This is a genomic window from Sphingomonas sp. 37zxx (assembly GCF_000786205.1).
In the GTDB taxonomy this organism is placed as follows: domain Bacteria; phylum Pseudomonadota; class Alphaproteobacteria; order Sphingomonadales; family Sphingomonadaceae; genus Sphingomonas.
The window spans coordinates 12908-32516 of record NZ_JROH01000044.1 but is presented as its reverse complement, the minus strand read 5'-3'; the positions used below and the strand labels follow the sequence as shown (position 1 = coordinate 32516).

The following is a 19609-nucleotide window of genomic DNA, read 5'->3' as shown; positions in this document are numbered from 1 at the left end:
CCTCTGCCGCGCAGCGGCTTCGTGCTGTGGGCGAAAGTTGACGGCCATATTTTTCGATCTTGAACCTAGCGCCCCGCCCTTGCGTTCAGGGCATCCGTCAGCCCCCGCCCAGCACCCCTGCCACCGCGCGCAGCACCTGCGGGTTGTGCTGCACCCATACATGGCTGCTGCGTATCTCGATCGAGCGGCAGCGATCGTCGCGGCAGATCGCGCCGTTGACGAAGCCGTCGCTGGCGCTCCAGATCGCGGTGGTGGGCACCGGGGGATGCTCGGCGGCGAGCGCGGCAAAGGCGATCACTTCGGGATCGTCGACGCGGACGCCCGATAACAGCTCGTACACCCGCCACACATTGGTGGCGCTCGGCGGCCCGGCAAAGGGCGAGCTGATCGTCACCACTTCGCGCACCAGCTCGGGGTGGCGATGCGCCGCGATGCGCGCCATGATGCCGCCCAGGCTCACTCCCACCAGCGTCACCGGCTCGCCGCCGCCCATCGCCTCGATCGCCGAAAACAGCCGCTCGCCATCGGCACCGATCGCGCGCTGCCCGAAATTGCGCCCCAGTCCCCAACCGTCGGCGCGATAGCCGAGCGCTTTAAGATAGCGCCGCAGCACGAGGTTTGACCGGTCGCCGTTGAACAACCCGGGCAGCAGCATCACCCGCCGCCCGTCGCCGCGCGGCGCGTTCATCAGCGCGCGGCGGGCAAAGGGCAGTCCGCCGACCCCGATCACCGCGCGCGGCACTTCGGTGAGCAGCCGCAGCTTCGACGGCGGGCCTATAACCACCACATCACCGTCTGTGAAAACGGCGTCCACGCCCCCATCCGCACCCCCGCCGCGCGAAAGGCGGCCCCGGTCCAGTCGTTGCAGGGGTGCGCCGCGTTGTAACGGCCATTGGCGGGATAAAAGGCGTCATAGGCCGCATAGCCGCGCACCGCTTGCCCCCCGGCGAAGCTCGCGCGCACGAACGCCACCAGCCGTGCGAATTCCTGTGGCCGCAGCCGAATCGCGCGCACCTGCGGCCCGCCGCGTGGCCGGGCGATATGCTCGACATGCAGCACTGTCCGGTCGCTGCCGATCAACGCCGCCGCCACGGTTGCCGGGCGAACATCGGCCCAGGTCGGCGTTTCAAGATAAAAGGCGCGGTCGCCCCAGCCGACCACCAGCCATTCATGCGCGGCAAAGCGCGGATCGGCGATGTCGTCAGGCGCGACCAGCCCGTCGAGCGCGCCTGCCAGCAACGCCTTGGGCAGCGCGATGCCGGTATGCACGCCATTATCCTCGACGAACACCTCGATGCCCTGCGCCGGCTCGCGCCACTCGGCGTTCACCGGCACCGCCCCCGCCACCAGCCCCGCAACGACATAGCCATAGCCGATCACCGCCAGCAACAACAGCACGGCCACCGCCGCGCCGCCTGTTGATCGCCACCCACCTTGCCCTTGGCTATTTCGTGTCATCGCAGGTGCATGCTAGGGCCATGCCTATGTCCGATCAAACCCACATCCTCGAAAAGCCGCCGCAGGGCGCATCCGCCGACTGGACCATCCCCCAGGGCTGGGACCGCTACACGCCCGAAGAACATGCGGTGTGGGACACGCTGTACGCCCGCCAGATCAAATTGCTGCCCGGTCGCGCGTCGAAAGCCTATCTGCGCGGGCTCGATGCGCTGAAACTGTCCGAAGGCGGCATCCCGAACTTCGATGAATTGTCCGAACGGCTGATGAAGCTCACCGGCTGGCAGGTCATCGCCGTGCCCGGCCTGGTGCCCGACGACGTGTTTTTCGATCACATGGCCAATCGCCGCTTCGTATCGGGCAATTTCATCCGCCGCCCCGACCAGCTCGACTATCTGCAAGAGCCCGACGTTTTCCATGACGTGTTCGGCCATGTGCCGATGCTCGCCGATCCGGTGTTCGCCGATTATCTCGAAGCCTATGGCCGTGGCGGCCAGCGCGCGCTCGAACTCGGCGCGCTGAGCCAGCTTGCGCGGCTATATTGGTACACCGTCGAATTCGGGCTGGTGCGCGAGGACGGCGATCTGCGGATCTATGGTTCGGGAATCGTGTCGTCGTCGGCCGAAAGCGTGTTCGCGCTCGATGATCCCAGCCCCAACCGGATCGGCTTCGATCTGCGCCGGGTGATGCGAACCGAATATCGGATCGACGATTTCCAGCAGAATTACTTCGTCATCCCCAGCTTCGACGAATTGCTGCGGCTGACGATCGAAACCGATTTCGCGCCGCTGTACGAAGAGATACTGCCGCTGCCCGCAATCCCGGTGGCGCAGATCGTCGAGGGCGACGAGGTGATTCATCGCGGCACCCAGGCTTATGCTCAAAGGAAAGCCGTTCCCTCGCCATAATCGTCATCCCCGCGCAGGCGGGGATCCATATTGGCGAACGTCGCCGCTCCTGCGGAACCGTCAGCCAATATGGATCCCCGCCTGCGCGGGAATGATGGAAGTGTTAGCCCCCTTTACCTAATCGCCCGCCGCACCATCCGCAGCGTCGGCCAATCGCCCAGCGTCACCTTCCCCGCCAGCCGCAGCCCGTAGCGGCGATAGGCGCGCGCGACATCCGCCGCCTGGCGATTGAGCAGCCCCGCCAGCACCACCGTACCGCCGGGTGCCACCGCCGCCGCGATCACCGGGGCCAGCTCGATCAGCGGCGCGGCGATGATGTTGGCCAGCACCAGATCATAGGGCGCGCGCCGCTCGATCAGGTCGTGCGCCATTCCCGGTGCCACCGCCAGCGCCACCTGGCCCGGCCCCGCCCCGATCCTGACGCCATTGGCCGCCGCATTCTCGCGCGTCACGTCGATCGAAATCGGGTCGATGTCCGATGCCGTCGCGCGCGCATGGGGCCATAAATGCATGCCCGCAAATGCCAGCAGCCCGGTGCCGGTGCCGACATCGATCAGGTTCCGCACCACCGTTCCGCGCGCGCGCATCGCCTCCAGCGTCAGCAGACAGCCGGTGGTCGTCTCGTGATGACCGGTGCCGAACGCCAGCCCCGCCTCGATATGGAATGCGCGCAAGCCCGGCGGCACTTCGCCGCGATTGGCGCTGGTGTGGACATAGAATCGCCCGGCCACCACCGGATCGAGCCCCGCCTGGCTCAGCGTCACCCAATCGGCCTCGATGATCCGCTCGGGCGCAGCCTTGGTCGCCGCCGCGCTCGGCACCAGCCGGCGCAGCACCGCGATCTCGCGCGCGCCGGGCTTGTCCTGGAAATAGGCTTCGATCACCCAATCCTCGACATCGTCCTCGGTCAGCTCGCGAGTCATCAGCACCGGCGGCGCGCCGAATTCGGCAAAAGCCTCGCCCTCGGGGTCGATCGCCTCGGCCTCGGCGCGGGTGCAGGGCAGCGTGATCTTCCAGCTATCACTCATCGTACATAGCTCGCGCCATTGGCGTCGAGCACCGCGCCGGTCATCGATGCGGGGGCCTCGATCGCACAGAATCGCGCCATCGTCGCGATCTCTTGCGGGTCGGCGACTCGCCCCAGTGGAATGTCGGCCAGCAATTTGTCGCCGCCTCGGCTCGCCAGATAATCCTCGGCCATGCCGGTCATCGTGAAGCCCGGGCAGATCGCAAAGGCAAGAATGCCCTCGCGCGCATAGCCACGGGCGATCGTCTTGGTCATGCCGACCATCCCCGCCTTCGACGCGGCATAATGCCAGTGCGCGGGGCTGTCGCCGCGATAGGCGGCGCGGCTGGCGATGTTGACGATCCGTCCCTCGCGCCCGCTCTGCTGCCAATGGCGCACCGCCAGCCGGCACAATTCGGCGCTGGCGGTCAGGTTGATCCGCATCGTCCGCTCCCACGCGGCGACCCAATCGGCGTGATCGGCGTCGAGCGGCGAATCCTCGAACACCCCGGCATTGTTCACCAGCACGTCGATCCGCCCGTCCAGCCGATCGAGCGCACGCGCCCACAGGTCAGCCGGAGCGGCAGGGTCGGCAAAGTCGGCGGCAAGATCGCCGCTGGTCGATTGGCAGGCGATGCGAACGCCCGGATCGGCATCGAACGCGGTCGCGATCGCCGCACCGATGCCCCGGCTCGCGCCGGTCAGCAGGATGTGTGTGGTCATGTGCGGCGCTTAGTCGCTTTGACGCAGCACGCAAAGTTTCAGGACGAGCAAGTGGCGGTTACGCTGCGACCGAACTCGAAAACTCGTCCGCCGCGCCCTGGAGCGACACCAGCCGCGCATTGACCGCCGCCACCTCGATTTCGAGCCGGTCGATCTCCCCCGTCACCTGTTCGGTATCGTGGCGGATCGCCTCGATCGTCAGCGATGACGAATCGGCCGCCATGGCGGTCTGGTCGATCGCGGCAGTGATCGCGGTCACCGTGCGCGCCTGCGCCTCCATCGCCTGACGGATCCGGGTGGCACTGTCGCGCACTTCGGTCACCGTCACACGGATCGATGCGCTGTTGTCCACCGTCGATCGGGTCGCCGATTGGATCGCGGCGATCTTGCCCGCAATATCATCGGTCGCGCGGGCGGTCTGGTTGGCCAGGCTTTTCACCTCCTGCGCCACTACCGCAAAGCCGCGCCCGGCATCGCCTGCGCGCGCCGCCTCGATCGTCGCGTTCAGCGCCAGCAAATTGGTCTGCCCGGCGATTTCGCGGATCAGCCCCAGGATCGATTCGATCGACTTGGCGTGGTCGGACAAGGCGCTCGACGTTTCGACCGCCGCGCTTGCCTGCGCCGATGCCCGGGTCGCGATTTCGGCGGCGGCGTCGACCTCGACCCGTGCATGTTCGATCGCGCTGATCAGGCCGACGGCAGTTTCGGCGGCCTCGCGCATCGCGACAGCCGATTGTTCGGCAGCGGCGGCGACTTCGCTTGCCTTGCCCAGCATGCCGCGCGCCGATGCCGCGGTCGACACCGCCTGCGCGCGAATCCGATTGCCCGCAGCCGATGCATCGGCGATCGATTCGGCGATTCCGTCGCGGAAGCGCGCGGCATTGGCCTGTCGCATCGCCCGCCCCTGCCGCGCATCGTTCAGCTCCAGATGCGTCGCCATGATGTCGGCCTCGATCAACGCCAGCCGCTGGACGACGTCGCCCAGCCGCCGCATCCTAGCCGCATCGCCGCCCAGCTTGGTTTCCAGCCGGCGGAGCGTATCGCTATGCGCAAACGCCAGCGCCGACAGCAATGCCGGCAGCGGAATGCCAACCGCCTGCGAATCATCGGCATGCTGGCGCGCGATCGTCACCCATTCATCGCCGGTCGGATCGGCATATTTGACCCGGGCATAATGCGCGCTTCGCCGGCGCTGCTGCTCCATCCGCGACCCTTGCGATCGATCGCGGACATGCGCCGACGCCGGCAGCGACAGATAATGCTGCCAGAACGCCGTCGAGATGCCGTAATATTCGCCCTCGAGCAGCTCGGCCACTTCATGCGCCGCCGGCACCAAGGCGCCGTCCCAATCATAATCGCGGAGTCGCTCAGCGATTCCGCGATCGGTCCCGCTCCAGCGACCAAGCGTCTGTTCGTTGTGTTCCATCCGACATCCACTCCATCAGGCCGCGACCTTGGCCACAAATTCACCGGCGCTGTTTTTCAGCGTCCCCAATTGCCCGTCCAACACCGTGAAGCCCTGCCCGACGCGGTCGATTCCCGCCGCCACGGTTTCGGTTTCCTCGCGAATCGTTGCGATCGTCGTCGACATGGTGTCGGCGGCCAGCGCGGTTTCGTCCACTGCCGCGGTGATTGCGGTCACCGTCTGCGCCTGCGCCTCCATCGCGTGGCGGATTCGTTCGGCGGATTGCTGCACCTCGGCCACCGTCGCGCGGATCGATACGCTGGTATCCACGGTCGATCGGGTCGCAGACTGGATCGCCGCGATCTTATAGGCGATGTCGTCGGTCGCCCGCGCGGTCTGGTTCGCAAGGCTCTTCACCTCCTGCGCCACTACCGCAAAACCCCGCCCGGCATCGCCTGCGCGCGCTGCCTCGATCGTCGCGTTCAGCGCCAGCAAATTGGTCTGCCCGGCGATTTCGCGGATCAGCCCCAGGATCGATTCGATCGACTTGGCATGTTCCGACAGCACGCCCGAAGTCTCGACCGCGGCGCCCGCCTGCGCCGATGCGCGCGTGGCGATTTCGGCGGCGACCTCGACCTCGCCGCGCGCATCCTCGATCGCGCGGATCAGCCCGGCGGCGGTTTCGGCAGCCTCGCGCATCGCCACCGCCGATTGTTCGGCGGCAGCGGCGACTTCACTCGCCTTGCCCAACATGCCGCGTGCCGAGGCCGATGTCGTCAGCGCCTGCGCCCGCAGCGCTTCACCCTCGCGCGATGCATGCTCCAGGCTGGCCCCGATGTTCGACCGAAACTCCCCCGCCAGCCGCTCTCGCGCGCGATCATTGCCGTGCTCGACATGCGCGCGATACATCGCGACGGTAATCTCGATCTCCATCGCCGACAGCCGCATCAGCGTGTCGATGCCGGCAGCCAGACGCGGATCGTCGCTAGCCATCGCGCCCAGCAGGAAGCCAAGCGCGACCCTGTCCGACGCTGCGGTCATCGACACCAGCGCCATCGGCGGCACATCGACAAGATAGGCAGCGGCGACCGAACGCTCGATCGAATCGATCCATTCGCGGCCCTGGGTGTCCAGAAAACGATTTCGCAGGAACTGCACGCCGGCGGCGACCATCGCATCGCCTTCGATCGGAGCCCAATTGCCGTGATCGGCAAAGGATCGCTGCCAGTGCCGCCAATATTCCTCGGCGATCGCGCGCGCTTGCGGTTCGATCACCGCCCATACTTCGCGCGCCGAGCCCGCCATCGTCCCGTCGGGATCGAACAACCGCATCCGCCGGGCCAATTCCACCTGGGCACTCAATGCGCCCGGTTCGGGCATGTCCTTGTCCCTGTTGCTGTCCTTGTCGCTCACGAAATTGCGGCCCCCCGATGCCTGTCGCGACGTGTCCAGCGCACGTAGCTTTGGTTCTCGCTAGCGCGTCATCTATTAAGAGGGGGTTAGCCACGGTCGAGATGCCGTCTTGCAACATGCCCGGCACATCTTCATTAGCACAGCCAAGCAAAAGGAGCCCACCTTGGCCACACGACCTTCCAACCGTCCGCTATCCCCGCATTTGTCGATCTGGAAATGGGGGCCGCACATGCTGGTCTCGATCCTGCACCGCGCGACGGGCAGCGGCCTGGCGCTGGTCGGCACGGTGCTGCTGGTCGCATGGCTCGCGACCGCCGCCGCGGGCGAGGCAAGCTACGCCGCGTTCATGGATTGGTTCACCCTCGCCGATGGCCGGATGAACATCCTGGGCTATATCCTGGGCATCGGGCTCAGCTGGTCGCTGTTCCAACATATCGGCAACGGCGTGCGCCATTTGTTCATGGATGCCGGCGCGAATTTCGAACTCAAGCGCAACCGGGCAAGCGCCAAGGCGACGATGGTATTTTCCGTCCTCGCGACGCTGGCGCTCTGGGCGTATCTGGTCATGGGGAAGTAAGATGGCATCGGGAACGAGCATCGGTCGCGTCCGGGGCCTTGGCTCCGCCAAAGAAGGCACCCACCATTGGTGGCATCAGCGGGTTACGGCGGGCAGCAATCTGGCCCTAATGCTGTGGTTCATCGTGTCGCTCGCGCTACTACCTCAGCTTGACCATGCAACGGTTTCGGCGTGGCTCGGCTCACCCTGGGCCGCGATCCCGATGGCGTTGCTGGTCCTCAGCGTCTTCTATCATTTCCGCCTGGGCCTTCAGGTGGTGATCGAGGATTACAGCCACGCCGAAACGCGCGTGGTGCTGATGCTGCTGTTGAACTTCTTCACGATCGGCACAGGGGCGATCGCGATCTTCTCGATCCTCAAGCTGGCGTTCGCCGCCGGAGCAGTTTCCGCATGACCGAAGCCTATAAGATTATCGATCATACCTATGACGCCGTCGTCGTCGGCGCGGGCGGATCGGGCCTGCGCGCCACGATGGGCATTGCCGAGGCGGGGCTGAAGACCGCCTGCATCACCAAGGTTTTCCCGACGCGCAGCCACACCGTCGCGGCGCAGGGCGGCATCGCCGCGTCGCTCGGTAATATGGGGCCCGATCACTGGACCTGGCACATGTACGACACCGTCAAGGGGTCGGACTGGCTGGGCGATCAGGACGCGATCGAATATCTGTGCCGCGAAGCACCGCAGGCGGTGTACGAGCTTGAGCATGCCGGTGTGCCGTTCAGCCGCACGGCCGAGGGCAAGATTTATCAGCGCCCGTTCGGCGGCATGATGCAGAATATGGGCGAAGGCCCGCCCGCACAGCGCACCTGCGCCGCCGCCGACCGTACCGGCCACGCGATGCTCCACGCGCTGTACCAGCAAAGCCTGAAGTACGACGCCGACTTCTTCATCGAATATTTCGCGCTCGACCTGATCATGGAAGACGGCGTTTGCCGCGGCGTGATCGCGCTGTGCATGGACGACGGCAGCATCCATCGTTTCCGCTCGCATTCGGTCGTGCTGGCAACCGGCGGCTATGGCCGCGTGTACCAGTCGGCCACTTCGGCGCACACCTGCACCGGCGACGGCAACGCGATGGTGCTTCGCGCCGGCCTGCCGCTGCAGGACATGGAGTTCGTTCAGTTCCACCCCACCGGCATCTACGGTGCCGGCGTGCTGATCACCGAGGGCGCGCGCGGTGAAGGCGGTTACCTCACCAACTCCGAGGGTGAGCGTTTCATGGAACGCTATGCCCCATCAGCCAAGGATCTGGCCTCGCGCGACGTCGTGTCGCGGTCGATGGCGATGGAAATCCGCGAAGGGCGCGGCGTCGGCAAGGAGGGCGATCACATCTTCCTCCATCTCGACCATATCGACCCCGCCGTGCTTGCCGAACGGCTGCCCGGCATTACCGAGACGGGCAAGATCTTCGCCGGTGTCGACCTCACGCGCCAGCCGCTGCCGGTGGTCCCGACCGTTCATTACAATATGGGCGGCATCCCGACCAATTATCACGGCGAAGTCGTGCGTCCCAAGGACGGCAACCCCGATTCGGTCGTCCCCGGCCTGTATGCCGTCGGTGAGGCAGCCTGCGTGTCGGTCCACGGTGCCAACCGCCTTGGCTCGAACAGCCTGATCGATCTGGTGGTGTTCGGTCGCGCGACTGGCCTGCGGATCAAGGAAACGCTCAAGCCCGGCACCCCGCACAACGCCTTGCCCAAGGATTCGGCGGACCTGTCGCTCAGCCGCCTCGATCATTTCCGCAACGCCAAGGGCAGCACCCCCACCGCGAAGCTTCGCTCGGACATGCAAAAGACGATGCAACGCCACGCCGCCGTCTTCCGCACCGACGAACTGATGGCCGAGGGCGTCGCCAAGATGGACGCCATCTATGCCGGGTTGCAGGACGTCAGCGTCACCGATCGCTCGCTGATCTGGAACACCGATCTGGTCGAAACGCTCGAGCTCGACAATCTGATGGGCCAGGCGCTGGTGACGATCCGATCGGCGCTCAACCGCAAGGAAAGCCGCGGCGCGCACATGCACGAGGACTTCCCCGATCGGCACGACGCCGAATGGATGAAGCACACCGTTGCCAGCTTCGACGGCTGGGGCGGCAAGGACGGCAAGACCGCGATCGAATATCGTCCGGTGCATGAATATACGCTCACCGACGACATCGAGTATATCAAGCCGAAGAAGCGGGTATATTGATCCCCAGAGGCTAAACCAAAGGACGAGGCGATGACCGTGTGGATGGTCCGTGCGGAATATGACCCCGAAGCCAGGGTCTGGTATGTATCCGATTCGGACATCCCCGGCATCGCCGCCGACGCAGAAACGCTGGAGACACTGGCCGAGAAGATTGGGCAGATGTTGCCCGATCTGCTCGATGTAAATGCGGCGCTAATTGCCGATACCGCCCGCCTTTCGGGGCCGCACAGCATCCGTATCGTCGCACATCACGAACGCGATTTCGCCGTCGCCGCCTGATTGATGGTGTAGGGCTATTCCGATCGCGTAAAGCAATTGCTCCGCGAGCATGGCTATCCCCGGTTGCGCGCCGGGAAAGGCGATCACGAAATCTGGCAATGCGCCGATCAATCTCCCTCGATCGTGGTAGATGGCAAGATCATGTCACGCCACACCGCAAACGCGATATTGAAGCAGGCCGGCATCAAGACAAAAATCTGAGATACTCCGTATCTCGTGCGGTTTGCGTCCCCGTCTGCTGGGCATTTCGCCCCGCCCCCGCGGAACCATCCGCCCCACACGCGGTTCGGGACGCGGTGGACGTCGGACAACTGACGCCAGCCTGTACACCGCGCCACCGACACGGCCATTTCCCCGCAACCGCGCGCGAGAGGTGCGCTGTCGCGTCCTTTCCCACGCCATCGCTGCCAGACTGCAAAGTGGACCCCATGTCCGACCAAGCTCAATCCACGACACAAGACAATTCGCGCCGCGCCGCCATTCACGACTACCCGCTGCTCGCCAGCCCCCATATTTCGCTCAGCGGCCCGGTCGATCACGACATGTACGCGCGCTTCCGTGACGGGCTGGCCAATGCGCCCAGGGATACTGCCACCGTCATCACCATCTCCACGCTGGGCGGCGATCCCGAAGTCGCGCGGCTGATGGGCGACGACATCCGGCTGCTCCGCGAATTCGAAGGCCGCGAGTTCCTGTTCCTGGGCAAGGTCGCGGTCTATTCGGCGGGGGCCACCTTCATGGCCGCCTTCCCGGTCGACAAGCGCTTCCTGACGCGCGGCACCCGGATCATGATCCACGAGCGGATCATGAACAAGACGATCGAGGTCGCCGGCCCGCTCAAGACCTGTATCGCCACGCTCAAGGCCAATCTGCACGAGATCGAACATTCGATCCTGATCGAGGAAGAGGGCTTTCGCGCGATCGTCGAGGGATCGAAGGTGCCGATCGAGGATCTGGTCAAGCGCGCCCCCGAAAACTGGTACATCGAGGCCGATGAAGCGCGCGATCTGGGGCTCGTGCTCGACGTGATATGATCGCCCGCAGGGCCGACATGCGGTATTTGCGTATGTCGGCCGGTCATGTATCTGACCCGCAAGCTTGAACGAGGATGGCTACACCCCACTTCGTCGGGAACCGAGGAACGAGAGCGATCATGGCCACTTTTACCCTGCCCAAGAACAGCGTCATCAAGAAGGAAGGCAAGGTCCACAAAGCCGCTGCCGACGCAAAGCGGGTGAAGAAGCTCAAAATCTATCGTTATGACCCCGACTCGGGCCAGAACCCGCGCTACGACACGTTCGAAGTCGATCTCGACGATTGCGGCCCGATGGTGCTCGACGCACTGATCAAGGTGAAGGCAGAGGCAGACCCCAGCCTCACCTTCCGCCGTTCGTGCCGCGAGGGTATTTGCGGGTCCTGCTCGATGAACATCGACGGCACCAACACGTTGGCCTGCACCAAGGCGATCGAGGATGTGAAGGGCGATATCCGCATCACGCCGCTGCCGCACATGGACGTGATCAAGGACTTGGTCCCCGATTTCACCCATTTCTACGCGCAATATTCGTCGATCAAGCCGTGGCTGCAAACCGTCACTCCGCCGCCCTCGGGCAAGGAACGGCTCCAGTCGCCTGAGGACCGCAGCAAGCTCGACGGGCTGTACGAGTGCATCCTGTGCGCCTGCTGCTCGACCGCGTGCCCCAGCTATTGGTGGAACAGCGACAAGTTCCTGGGGCCGGCGATCCTGCTTCAGGCCTATCGCTGGCTCGCCGACAGCCGCGACGAGATGACCGGCGAGCGGCTTGATGAGTTGGAAGACCCCTTCCGCCTGTATCGCTGCCACACGATCATGAACTGCGCGAACGTCTGCCCCAAGGGTCTGAACCCCGCCAAGGCGATCGCCGAGATCAAGAAGATGGAAGCCGAACGCATCGTATGATGCGCTGGGGGGCGGGTGCGCCATGCTATCCGCCTCCCCCAAACGATCCACCTGATCCAGCCGCGTCGCATGGATGCCGGATCAGGTCCGGCATGACGGGGTAGCACCCCCGGAACGCCCCTACTTGGCCCGCCGCGCCCTACCCGCTATTCCGCTCGCCACGCCGCAACCCCGCCGCGCACGAACGGACACCGATTGGCCGACTCCCCCGCCTCGCATTTCCGCTATTTCGACGATCCCGATCTGCCCGGCTGGCACCGCTGGGAAATGGTCGACGACACCCGCTTCAACGCCACGCTCGCGCCGGTATCGGCCCGGATCGATGGACCGATCGCACGGGTCCGCATGGTCCCCAAGCGTCGCCATTCGAACCTGCGCGATCATGTTCATGGCGGTGCGTTGCTTGGCTTCATCGACGTGGCGGTCTTTGCCGCGGCACGCGCATTCGGGGTGATGGGCGAAGGCGGTGCCTCGACCGTCGACTTGTCCACCCAGTTCATCGCCGGTGCCGATGCCGACCGCCCGATCGAGGCGCATGTCGAAATGCTGAGCGAAACCGGCCGGCTGTTCTTCGTGCGCGGGCTGGTGGTGCAAGGGGCAGAGGGTGACTGGACCACAATCGCCAGCTTCGCCTGCACCGCGCGCAAGGGCAGTATCCGCGCATGACCCAAGTGCTTGCCGCCTATGAAGCGCTGATCGCCGCCGGGGAATTGCAGGCCGACCCCGATCAGGCCGCCGCCGCCGCGCGGCTCGATACCCTCGCCACCGAACTCGCCGCCACGCCGAAGCGGGGCAGCCTGTTGTGGCGGATGCTCGGCCGCCCGCCCGAACCGCCCAAGGGCGTGTATCTATGGGGCGGCGTCGGGCGCGGCAAATCGATGCTGATGGACCTGTTCTACAATAGTGTTTCCGTCCGCCGCAAACGCCGGGTCCATTTTCACGCCTTCATGCAGGAGGTGCATGCCCGCCTCCATGCCGAGCGCGCCAAGGAAAGCGGCGATCCGATCGCCCCGGTGGCCGAGGCGATGGTCGGCGAGACCCGCCTGCTCGCATTCGACGAGATGGTGATCAACAATTCGGCCGATGCGATGGTGCTCTCACGGCTGTTCACCGCGATGATGGAGCGCGGCCTCACCGTCGTCGCCACGTCGAACCGCCCCCCAAGCGATCTCTATAAGGACGGCCTGAACCGCGAGCATTTCCTGCCGTTCATCGACCTGATCGAATCGCGCATGGACGTCCGCCCGCTCAACGGCCCGACCGACTATCGCCGCGATCGGCTGGGGCGGATGGATACCTGGCTCACCCCCAATGGCACCCAGACGACTCAGGCGCTGTCAGCCGCCTTTTTTCGCCTCACCGACTATCCGGTCGAGGATCGCGCCAACGTGCCGACCTGCGAAGTCGAGATCGGCGACACCCGCACGATGCAGGTCCCCAAATGCCTGAAGGGCGTCGCGGTGTTCAGCTTCAAACGGCTCTGCGGCGAAGCGCGCGGTGCGGCCGACTACCTCGCAATCGCCCGTAAATTCCACACGGTGTTCATCGTCGGCATCCCGCGCCTCGGCCCGGAGAACCGCAACGAAGCGGCGCGCTTCGTCACCCTGATCGACGCGCTGTACGAACTGAAGGTCAAATTGCTCGCCGGTGCCGACGCCGAACCCGACGAGCTGTATACCAAAGGCGACGGCGCATTCGAATTCGAGCGCACCGCCAGCCGCCTGAACGAAATGCGCTCCGAAGCGTATATGGCGCTGGGTCACGGTGCCGCTGAATGACCATCACTAACGCTGCCAACGATCTATTGCACATCATTCGCAAGTGCAAAGAAAGCCGTATTCCCCCTGTTTTGGCGGTTGCCCCGCCAGTGCAAACCCGGTAGGCGAAAATCCGATGCGGCATCGCTCTGGCGATGTCGCGCATCTGACAGACGGACGAGGGAGACCCTGATGGCTCGGAAAAAGATCGCGCTGATTGGCGCCGGCATGATCGGCGGTACACTCGCCCATCTCGCCGCCATGAAGGAACTGGGCGACATCGTCCTGTTCGACGTCGCCGAGGGGCTGCCGCAGGGCAAGGCGCTCGACCTGTCGCAGTCCAGCCCGGTCGAAGGCTTCGACTCCAAGCTCAAGGGCGCGAATTCCTACGAGGACATCGCCGACGCCGATGTCTGCATCGTCACCGCCGGCATCGCGCGCAAGCCAGGCATGAGCCGCGACGATCTGCTCAAGACCAATCTCGGCGTAATGAAGGCGGTCGGCGAAGGCATCGCCGCGCACGCGCCCAACAGCTTCGTCATCTGCATCACCAACCCGCTCGACGCGATGGTGTGGGCGCTGCGCGAATTCAGCGGCCTGCCGCACCAGAAGGTCGTCGGCATGGCCGGCGTCCTCGACAGCGCACGCTTCCAGCATTTCCTCGCCGAAGAATTCGACGTGTCGGTACAGGACGTCACCGCCTTCGTGCTTGGTGGCCATGGCGACACGATGGTGCCGGTGATCGAATATTCGACCGTCGCGGGTATCCCGATCCCCGACCTCATCAAGATGGGCTGGTCGACGCAGGAGCGGATCGATGCGATCGTCCAGCGCACGCGCTCGGGCGGCGGCGAAATCGTCGGCCTGCTCAAGACCGGCAGCGCCTATTACGCGCCCGCCTCGTCGGCGATCGCGATGGCCGAGAGCTTCCTGAAGGACAAGAAGCGCCTGCTGCCCTGCGCCGCGCACCTCACCGGCCAATATGGCGTCGACAATCTCTATGTCGGCGTGCCGATCGTGATCGGTGCCAATGGCGTCGAGCGCATCGTCGAAATCGAACTCAACGAAACCGCACGCGCCAATTTCGACGTGTCTGTCGAAGCCGTGAAGGAGCTGGTCGTCGCATGCAAGGGCATCGAACCCGCGCTCGCTTGACCGTATCGACGTCGCGCCGCTTCGGCGGCGCGGCTGCGATCGTGATGGTGCTGGCCGCTGGCTCGCTCCGCCCCCTGGGCGCGGCGAGCGCGCAGGGCGTGGCGGCAGCCGACGCTGCTTATCCGGCCATGCCCGTGCTCGATGCCTTCCGCGCCACTTGCTCGAACCTGCGCGATCTGGCTGGCACCGAACGCCGGGCGACCGCCGCCGGCTGGACGAAGCTCGCCGATCCATCCGCCACGCCGCTCGGGCCGCTGCTTCGCTTCAGCGAAACCGCCGCCGCCGATTTCGTCAAGAAAGGCGGCGGCACGATGCGGCCCTCCTCGGTGTTCGCGCGCGAAATCGCGGGTGAGCGGCTATATCTGGTGTTGTCGGGCGTCACCGTGGAAAGCCTTACCGTCAATGGCTGCCGCCTCTACGACGCTGACGAACCGCGCCGGATCGCACCCGAAACCGTCACCGCATGGCTCGGTCGCCCGCCGGTGCAATCGCTCGATCAACCGGCACTCGCGCTCGCCAGCTGGGAACCCGGCATGGCCAAGGGCCAGGACAGCTTCCAGCTTTCGCACATCGCCACCGCCAGCCCGATGCTCGGGGTGCCGCAGGTGGCAGGCATCGCGCTCAAGGCCGATCAGGTGATCGGCGCATGATATTCTCTCTTTCGCCCACGCGCCCCGGCGCTGCCCGTTCTTCCGCTGTATCAAAGGAAACCTACCCTTGAGCATTCTCGTCGACAGAAACACCAAGGTCATCACCCAGGGGATGACCGGCGAAACCGGCACCTTCCACACCCAGCAGGCGCTTGCCTATGGCACGCAGATGGTCGGCGGCGTCACCCCCGGTAAGGGCGGCACGACGCATATCGACCTGCCGGTGTTCGACACCGTCGCCGAGGCCGTCGCCCGCACCGGCGCGACCGCCAGCGTGATCTATGTCCCGCCCCCCTTCGCCGCCGATTCGATCCTCGAGGCGATTGATGCCGAAGTCCCACTGATCGTCACGATCACCGAGGGCATCCCGGTGCTCGACATGGTCAAGGTCAAGCGCGCGCTGTCGGGTTCGAAGTCGCGGTTGATCGGCCCGAACTGCCCCGGCGTGCTGACGCCGGGCGAGTGCAAGATCGGCATCATGCCGGGCAGCATCTTCTCCAAGGGCAGCGTCGGCGTCGTCTCGCGCTCGGGCACGCTCACCTATGAGGCGGTGTTCCAGACCACCAATGCAGGGCTGGGCCAGACCACCGCAGTCGGCATCGGCGGCGATCCGGTCAACGGCACCAACTTCATCGACGTGCTCGAGATGTTCCTGGCCGATGACGAAACCAAGTCGATCATCATGATCGGCGAGATCGGCGGATCGGCTGAAGAAGAAGCCGCGCAATTCCTGCGTGACGAAGCCAAGCGCGGCCGCAGCAAGCCGATGGCAGGCTTCATCGCGGGCCGCACCGCGCCTCCGGGTCGCCGCATGGGCCATGCCGGGGCAATCGTCTCGGGCGGCCAGGGCGGCGCCGAAGACAAGATCGCGGCGATGGAAGCCGCCGGCATCAAGGTCGCGGCGAGCCCCAGCGAACTCGGCTCGACGCTGGCCGAAGTGCTCAAGCGCTGAAGCCGATCCTTCTCCCGCCGGCGGGAGAGGGATACCGAAGCTTGGCAGCCTGCTGCCTAGCGCAGGTTGGAGAGGGGTCGCGGTCACAACCGCACCCCTCCCCCCAGCCAAGACCAGGCCCGCAAAGGCGCGGACCAGCTTTTCTCAGCTCTCTCCCCCTATAACGGGGGAGAGAAAGAGGTGGATGAAATGGGTTACGAAGGTCAGGATTTCAGCGAGATCGCAGGCGGCGTCAGCCCCGCGTTCGTCGATGCGATGTACGCGCGCTACAAGGCCGATGCCGGCTCGATCGAACGCGGCTGGCGCGCCTTTTTCGAAGGGCTCGAATCCACCGCGACCGGCCCTAGCTGGGCGCGCAGCAATTGGCCGCCCAAGGACACCGATTCGCTAACCGCAGCGCTCGATCCGACGCAGATGCAGGTCGAGCCAAAGCCAGCCAAGGGCGGTGCCCCCGCGCCCAAGCCAGCCGCCGCTGCCGCGCCCGCAGCTTCGGCTGCCGACATCCAGCGCGCCGCGAATGATTCGATCCGCGCGATGATGCTGATCCGCACGTATCGCGTGCGCGGCCATCTCGCTGCCAAGCTCGACCCGCTGGGCATCGCCAAGCACGAAATGCCCGCCGATCTTCGCACCGAATATCACGGATTTAGCGATGACGAGATCGACCGTCCGGTGTTCCTGGGCGGCGCGCTGGGCATGCAGAGCGCCACGATCCGCGAGATCGTCGACACGCTGCGCAAGAATTACTGCGGCAATGTCGGCCTCGAATATATGCACATCGCCGATGTCGAGGAGCGCCGCTTCCTCCAGGAGCGCATGGAAGGCCGCGACAAGGCGATCGAATTCAGCCCCGAGGGCAAGAAGGCGATCCTCAGCAAGGTCGTTCAGGCCGAACAGTGGGAGAAATTCCTGGGCCGCAAGTATGTCGGCACCAAGCGCTTCGGCCTCGACGGCGGCGAAGCGATGATTCCGGCACTTGAATCAATCATCAAGTATGGCGGCGCGATGGGCGTGCGCGAGATCGTCTATGGCATGGCGCATCGCGGTCGGCTGAACGTGCTCGCCAACGTGATGGCGAAGCCGACCCGCGTGATCTTCCACGAATTTTCGGGCGGCTCGGCCAATCCCGACGAGGTTGGCGGATCGGGCGATGTGAAATATCACCTCGGCACCTCGACCGATCGCGAGTTTGACGGCGTCAACGTTCATATGTCGCTGGTCGCCAACCCCTCGCATCTCGAAGCGGTGAACCCCGTCGTGCTCGGCAAGGTGCGCGCGCAACAGACCTTCCGCCATGATCTGGAAAAGCATGAAAGCGTGCTGCCGGTGCTGATCCACGGCGACGCGGCCTTCGCTGGCCAGGGTATCGTGTGGGAATGCCTCGGCTTCTCCGGCATTCGCGGCTACAATACTGGAGGCTGCCTGCACTTCGTCATCAACAACCAGGTCGGCTTCACCACCAGTCCGCAATTCGCGCGTTCGTCGCCCTATCCGTCGGACGTTGCCAAGGGCGTTCAGGCACCGGTGTTCCACGTCAATGGCGACGATCCCGAAGCAGTCACCTTCGCGTGCAAGATGGCGATCGAGTTCCGTCAGGCGTTCAAGCGCGACATCGTCATCGACATGTGGTGCTATCGCCGCTTCGGCCATAACGAGGGCGACGAGCCGAGCTTCACCCAACCGCTGATGTACGCCAAGATCAAGCAGCACCCGCCGGTCAGCGAAGTCTATGCCAAGCGCCTGGTGAGCGAAGGCGTGATCGACGACCAGTTCGTTCCCGCCAAGGTCGCCGATATCACCGCCGAACTTGAAGAATCGTTCGAGGCTGCCAAGAGCTACAAGCCCAACAAGGTCGATTGGTTCGCCGGTCGCTGGTCGGGGCTGCACATGCCCGCCGAAGAGGAAAGCTCGCGGCGCAACACCCAAACCGGGATCGAACCCAAATTGTTCGATTCGCTGGGCCGCACGCTCACCGACGTCCCCGAGGGGCTGGAGATCCACAAGACGCTGGCGCGGGTGCTCGATGCCAAGCGCGGCATGTTCAAGGCGGGCGAGAATTTCGACTGGGCGACCGGCGAGGCACTCGCCTTCGGATCGCTGCTGTCAGAGGGCTATGGCGTCCGCTTGTCGGGCCAGGATTCGGGGCGCGGCACCTTCAGCCAGCGGCATGCGGTGTGGGTCGATCAGACCGACGAGCATCGCTACATTCCGCTCAAGGACATTCCGCATGGCCGCTTCGAGGTGCTCGATTCGCCGCTTAGCGAATATGGCGTCCTCGGCTTCGAATATGGCTTCGCACTCGCCGACCCCAAGACATTGGTGTTGTGGGAGGCGCAGTTCGGCGACTTCATGAACGGCGCGCAGATCATGATCGATCAGTTCATCGCCTCGGGCGAGGCCAAGTGGCTTCGCGCCAACGGCCTGGTGATGTTGTTGCCGCACGGCTATGAAGGGCAAGGGCCTGAGCATTCGTCGGCGCGTCCCGAACGCTTCCTGCAAATGTGCGCGCAGGATAATATGCAGGTCGCCAATTGCACGACGCCCGCAAATTATTTCCACCTGCTACGCCGCCAGATGCACCGCAATTTCCGCAAGCCTTTGGTGGTAATGACCCCCAAATCGCTGCTGCGGCACAAGATGGCGGTGTCGAAGGCGTCGGATTTCCAGGGTGCGAGCCACTTCATGCGGATCCTGTCGGACCCCACGCCGCCAGCCGATGCCGATGTGAAGCGCCTGGTGCTCTGCACCGGCAAGGTCGCCTATGACCTGATCGAAGCACGCGACGCGGCGGGCGACAAGAACACCGCGATCGTCCGCCTCGAACAGATCTACCCCTTCCCCGGCGAGCCGCTGGTCAAGCGGCTCGAGCGCATGACCAACCTCGAAGAGGTGGTGTGGGCACAGGAAGAGCCCAAGAATATGGGCGCATGGTTCTTTGTCGAGCCGTTTATCGAGGAATGCCTGGGCCAGGTCGCCGGCGCGCCAGCGCGTCCGCGCTATGCCGGTCGCAGCGCGGCGGCATCGCCCGCCACCGGGTTGATGAAGCGGCACCAGGCCGAGCAAGGCGCGTTGGTAGCCGATGCGCTTGGTCATAATGTGCGCGAGGAAATCCGCCGCGCGCGCAAGACCGAAGACGAACGCACCGCTGGCAAGGCTGCCGGCTGAACGATTTGACTATTCTCACGCCCCGCGGTTGC

At 65.0% G+C, this 19609-nt stretch carries 19 protein-coding genes; 13 read left to right on the top strand and 6 right to left on the bottom strand.

What is annotated here, in order from left to right; genetic code table 11:
* Positions 1-97: 97 nt before the first annotated feature.
* Complete coding sequence (locus QU44_RS13895) at positions 98-814, bottom strand: esterase/lipase family protein (protein WP_231621749.1); 717 nt, start codon at positions 812-814, stop codon at positions 98-100.
* Positions 775-1404 (bottom strand): TIGR02117 family protein, encoded by a 630-nt coding sequence (locus QU44_RS13890; protein ID WP_033922964.1) that lies wholly within the window; start codon positions 1402-1404, stop codon positions 775-777. Before QU44_RS13890 ends, QU44_RS13895 begins: the two co-directional genes overlap by 40 nt.
* Before the next feature lie 80 nt (positions 1405-1484).
* Between QU44_RS13890 and phhA the strand changes: the two genes are divergently transcribed.
* Positions 1485-2363 (top strand): phenylalanine 4-monooxygenase, encoded by an 879-nt coding sequence (gene phhA, locus QU44_RS13885; RefSeq protein WP_033922963.1) that lies wholly within the window; start codon positions 1485-1487, stop codon positions 2361-2363.
* Between the two features lie 113 nt (positions 2364-2476).
* On the opposite strand, the gene QU44_RS13880 is transcribed toward phhA, so the two are convergent.
* The 4 genes from QU44_RS13880 to QU44_RS13865 are packed head-to-tail and all read right to left on the bottom strand — an operon-like array spanning position 2477 to position 6877.
* Complete coding sequence (locus QU44_RS13880; RefSeq protein WP_033922962.1) at positions 2477-3391, bottom strand: 50S ribosomal protein L11 methyltransferase; 915 nt, start codon at positions 3389-3391, stop codon at positions 2477-2479.
* Positions 3388-4092 (bottom strand): SDR family NAD(P)-dependent oxidoreductase, encoded by a 705-nt coding sequence (locus QU44_RS13875; protein WP_033922961.1) that lies wholly within the window; start codon positions 4090-4092, stop codon positions 3388-3390. The genes QU44_RS13880 and QU44_RS13875 overlap by 4 nt, the downstream gene beginning before the upstream one ends.
* 58 nt (positions 4093-4150) lie before the next feature.
* Positions 4151-5518: a methyl-accepting chemotaxis protein gene (locus QU44_RS13870; RefSeq protein ID WP_033922960.1), complete on the bottom strand. Its 1368-nt coding sequence runs from the start codon at positions 5516-5518 to the stop codon at positions 4151-4153.
* A gap of 15 nt (positions 5519-5533) precedes the next feature.
* A complete protein-coding gene (locus QU44_RS13865) occupies positions 5534-6877 on the bottom strand; it encodes a methyl-accepting chemotaxis protein (RefSeq protein WP_033922959.1) in 1344 nt (447 codons plus the stop codon).
* Between the two features lie 196 nt (positions 6878-7073).
* Here QU44_RS13865 and sdhC point away from each other — a divergent pair, with 196 nt between their 5' ends.
* The 12 genes from sdhC (at position 7074) to QU44_RS13800 (ending at position 19577) form a co-directional block, all read left to right on the top strand.
* The gene (sdhC, locus tag QU44_RS13860) at positions 7074-7487 is read left to right on the top strand and encodes a succinate dehydrogenase, cytochrome b556 subunit (protein WP_033922958.1); all 414 of its coding nucleotides are present in this window, start codon (positions 7074-7076) and stop codon (positions 7485-7487) included.
* Position 7488: 1 nt separating this feature from the next.
* Complete coding sequence (gene sdhD / locus QU44_RS13855; RefSeq protein ID WP_033922957.1) at positions 7489-7881, top strand: succinate dehydrogenase, hydrophobic membrane anchor protein; 393 nt, start codon at positions 7489-7491, stop codon at positions 7879-7881.
* Positions 7878-9680 carry a succinate dehydrogenase flavoprotein subunit gene (sdhA, locus tag QU44_RS13850; protein ID WP_033922956.1) on the top strand — a complete coding sequence of 601 codons (1803 nt, stop codon included), beginning with the start codon at positions 7878-7880 and terminating at the stop codon, positions 9678-9680. Before sdhD ends, sdhA begins: the two co-directional genes overlap by 4 nt.
* 30 nt (positions 9681-9710) lie before the next feature.
* Positions 9711-9959 carry a DUF1902 domain-containing protein gene (locus tag QU44_RS13845; protein ID WP_033922955.1) on the top strand — a complete coding sequence of 83 codons (249 nt, stop codon included), beginning with the start codon at positions 9711-9713 and terminating at the stop codon, positions 9957-9959.
* A gap of 428 nt (positions 9960-10387) precedes the next feature.
* Positions 10388-10993 carry an ATP-dependent Clp protease proteolytic subunit gene (locus tag QU44_RS13835; RefSeq protein WP_052134862.1) on the top strand — a complete coding sequence of 202 codons (606 nt, stop codon included), beginning with the start codon at positions 10388-10390 and terminating at the stop codon, positions 10991-10993.
* A gap of 119 nt (positions 10994-11112) precedes the next feature.
* A complete protein-coding gene (locus tag QU44_RS13830; protein ID WP_033922953.1) occupies positions 11113-11898 on the top strand; it encodes a succinate dehydrogenase iron-sulfur subunit in 786 nt (261 codons plus the stop codon).
* 195 nt (positions 11899-12093) lie between these two features.
* Positions 12094-12564 (top strand): PaaI family thioesterase, encoded by a 471-nt coding sequence (locus QU44_RS13825; RefSeq protein ID WP_033922952.1) that lies wholly within the window; start codon positions 12094-12096, stop codon positions 12562-12564.
* Entirely contained in the window at positions 12561-13676 is a 1116-nt protein-coding gene (zapE, locus tag QU44_RS13820; protein WP_033922951.1) for a cell division protein ZapE, read from the top strand. Before QU44_RS13825 ends, zapE begins: the two co-directional genes overlap by 4 nt.
* A gap of 171 nt (positions 13677-13847) precedes the next feature.
* Positions 13848-14810 carry a malate dehydrogenase gene (mdh, locus tag QU44_RS13815; RefSeq protein WP_033922950.1) on the top strand — a complete coding sequence of 321 codons (963 nt, stop codon included), beginning with the start codon at positions 13848-13850 and terminating at the stop codon, positions 14808-14810.
* On the top strand, positions 14807-15460 hold the full coding sequence (locus QU44_RS13810; RefSeq protein WP_033922949.1) for a hypothetical protein: 654 nt from the start codon (positions 14807-14809) through the stop codon (positions 15458-15460). The genes mdh and QU44_RS13810 overlap by 4 nt, the downstream gene beginning before the upstream one ends.
* A gap of 67 nt (positions 15461-15527) precedes the next feature.
* Entirely contained in the window at positions 15528-16412 is an 885-nt protein-coding gene (sucD, locus tag QU44_RS13805) for a succinate--CoA ligase subunit alpha (RefSeq protein WP_033922948.1), read from the top strand.
* Between the two features lie 189 nt (positions 16413-16601).
* Positions 16602-19577 carry a 2-oxoglutarate dehydrogenase E1 component gene (locus tag QU44_RS13800; protein ID WP_033922966.1) on the top strand — a complete coding sequence of 992 codons (2976 nt, stop codon included), beginning with the start codon at positions 16602-16604 and terminating at the stop codon, positions 19575-19577.
* The last annotated feature ends 32 nt before the right edge of the window (positions 19578-19609 follow it).

Coding starts and splice junctions, on each gene's coding strand:
- phhA (WP_033922963.1), top strand. CDS start 1,485: ATGTCCGATCAAACCCACATCCTCGAAAAGCCGCCGCAGGGCGCATCC.
- QU44_RS13880 (WP_033922962.1), bottom strand. CDS start 3,391: ATGAGTGATAGCTGGAAGATCACGCTGCCCTGCACCCGCGCCGAGGCC.
- QU44_RS13875 (WP_033922961.1), bottom strand. CDS start 4,092: ATGACCACACACATCCTGCTGACCGGCGCGAGCCGGGGCATCGGTGCG.
- QU44_RS13870 (WP_033922960.1), bottom strand. CDS start 5,518: ATGGAACACAACGAACAGACGCTTGGTCGCTGGAGCGGGACCGATCGC.
- QU44_RS13865 (WP_033922959.1), bottom strand. CDS start 6,877: ATGCCCGAACCGGGCGCATTGAGTGCCCAGGTGGAATTGGCCCGGCGG.
- sdhD (WP_033922957.1), top strand. CDS start 7,489: ATGGCATCGGGAACGAGCATCGGTCGCGTCCGGGGCCTTGGCTCCGCC.
- sdhA (WP_033922956.1), top strand. CDS start 7,878: ATGACCGAAGCCTATAAGATTATCGATCATACCTATGACGCCGTCGTC.
- QU44_RS13845 (WP_033922955.1), top strand. CDS start 9,711: ATGACCGTGTGGATGGTCCGTGCGGAATATGACCCCGAAGCCAGGGTC.
- QU44_RS13835 (WP_052134862.1), top strand. CDS start 10,388: ATGTCCGACCAAGCTCAATCCACGACACAAGACAATTCGCGCCGCGCC.
- QU44_RS13830 (WP_033922953.1), top strand. CDS start 11,113: ATGGCCACTTTTACCCTGCCCAAGAACAGCGTCATCAAGAAGGAAGGC.
- zapE (WP_033922951.1), top strand. CDS start 12,561: ATGACCCAAGTGCTTGCCGCCTATGAAGCGCTGATCGCCGCCGGGGAA.
- mdh (WP_033922950.1), top strand. CDS start 13,848: ATGGCTCGGAAAAAGATCGCGCTGATTGGCGCCGGCATGATCGGCGGT.
- QU44_RS13800 (WP_033922966.1), top strand. CDS start 16,602: ATGGGTTACGAAGGTCAGGATTTCAGCGAGATCGCAGGCGGCGTCAGC.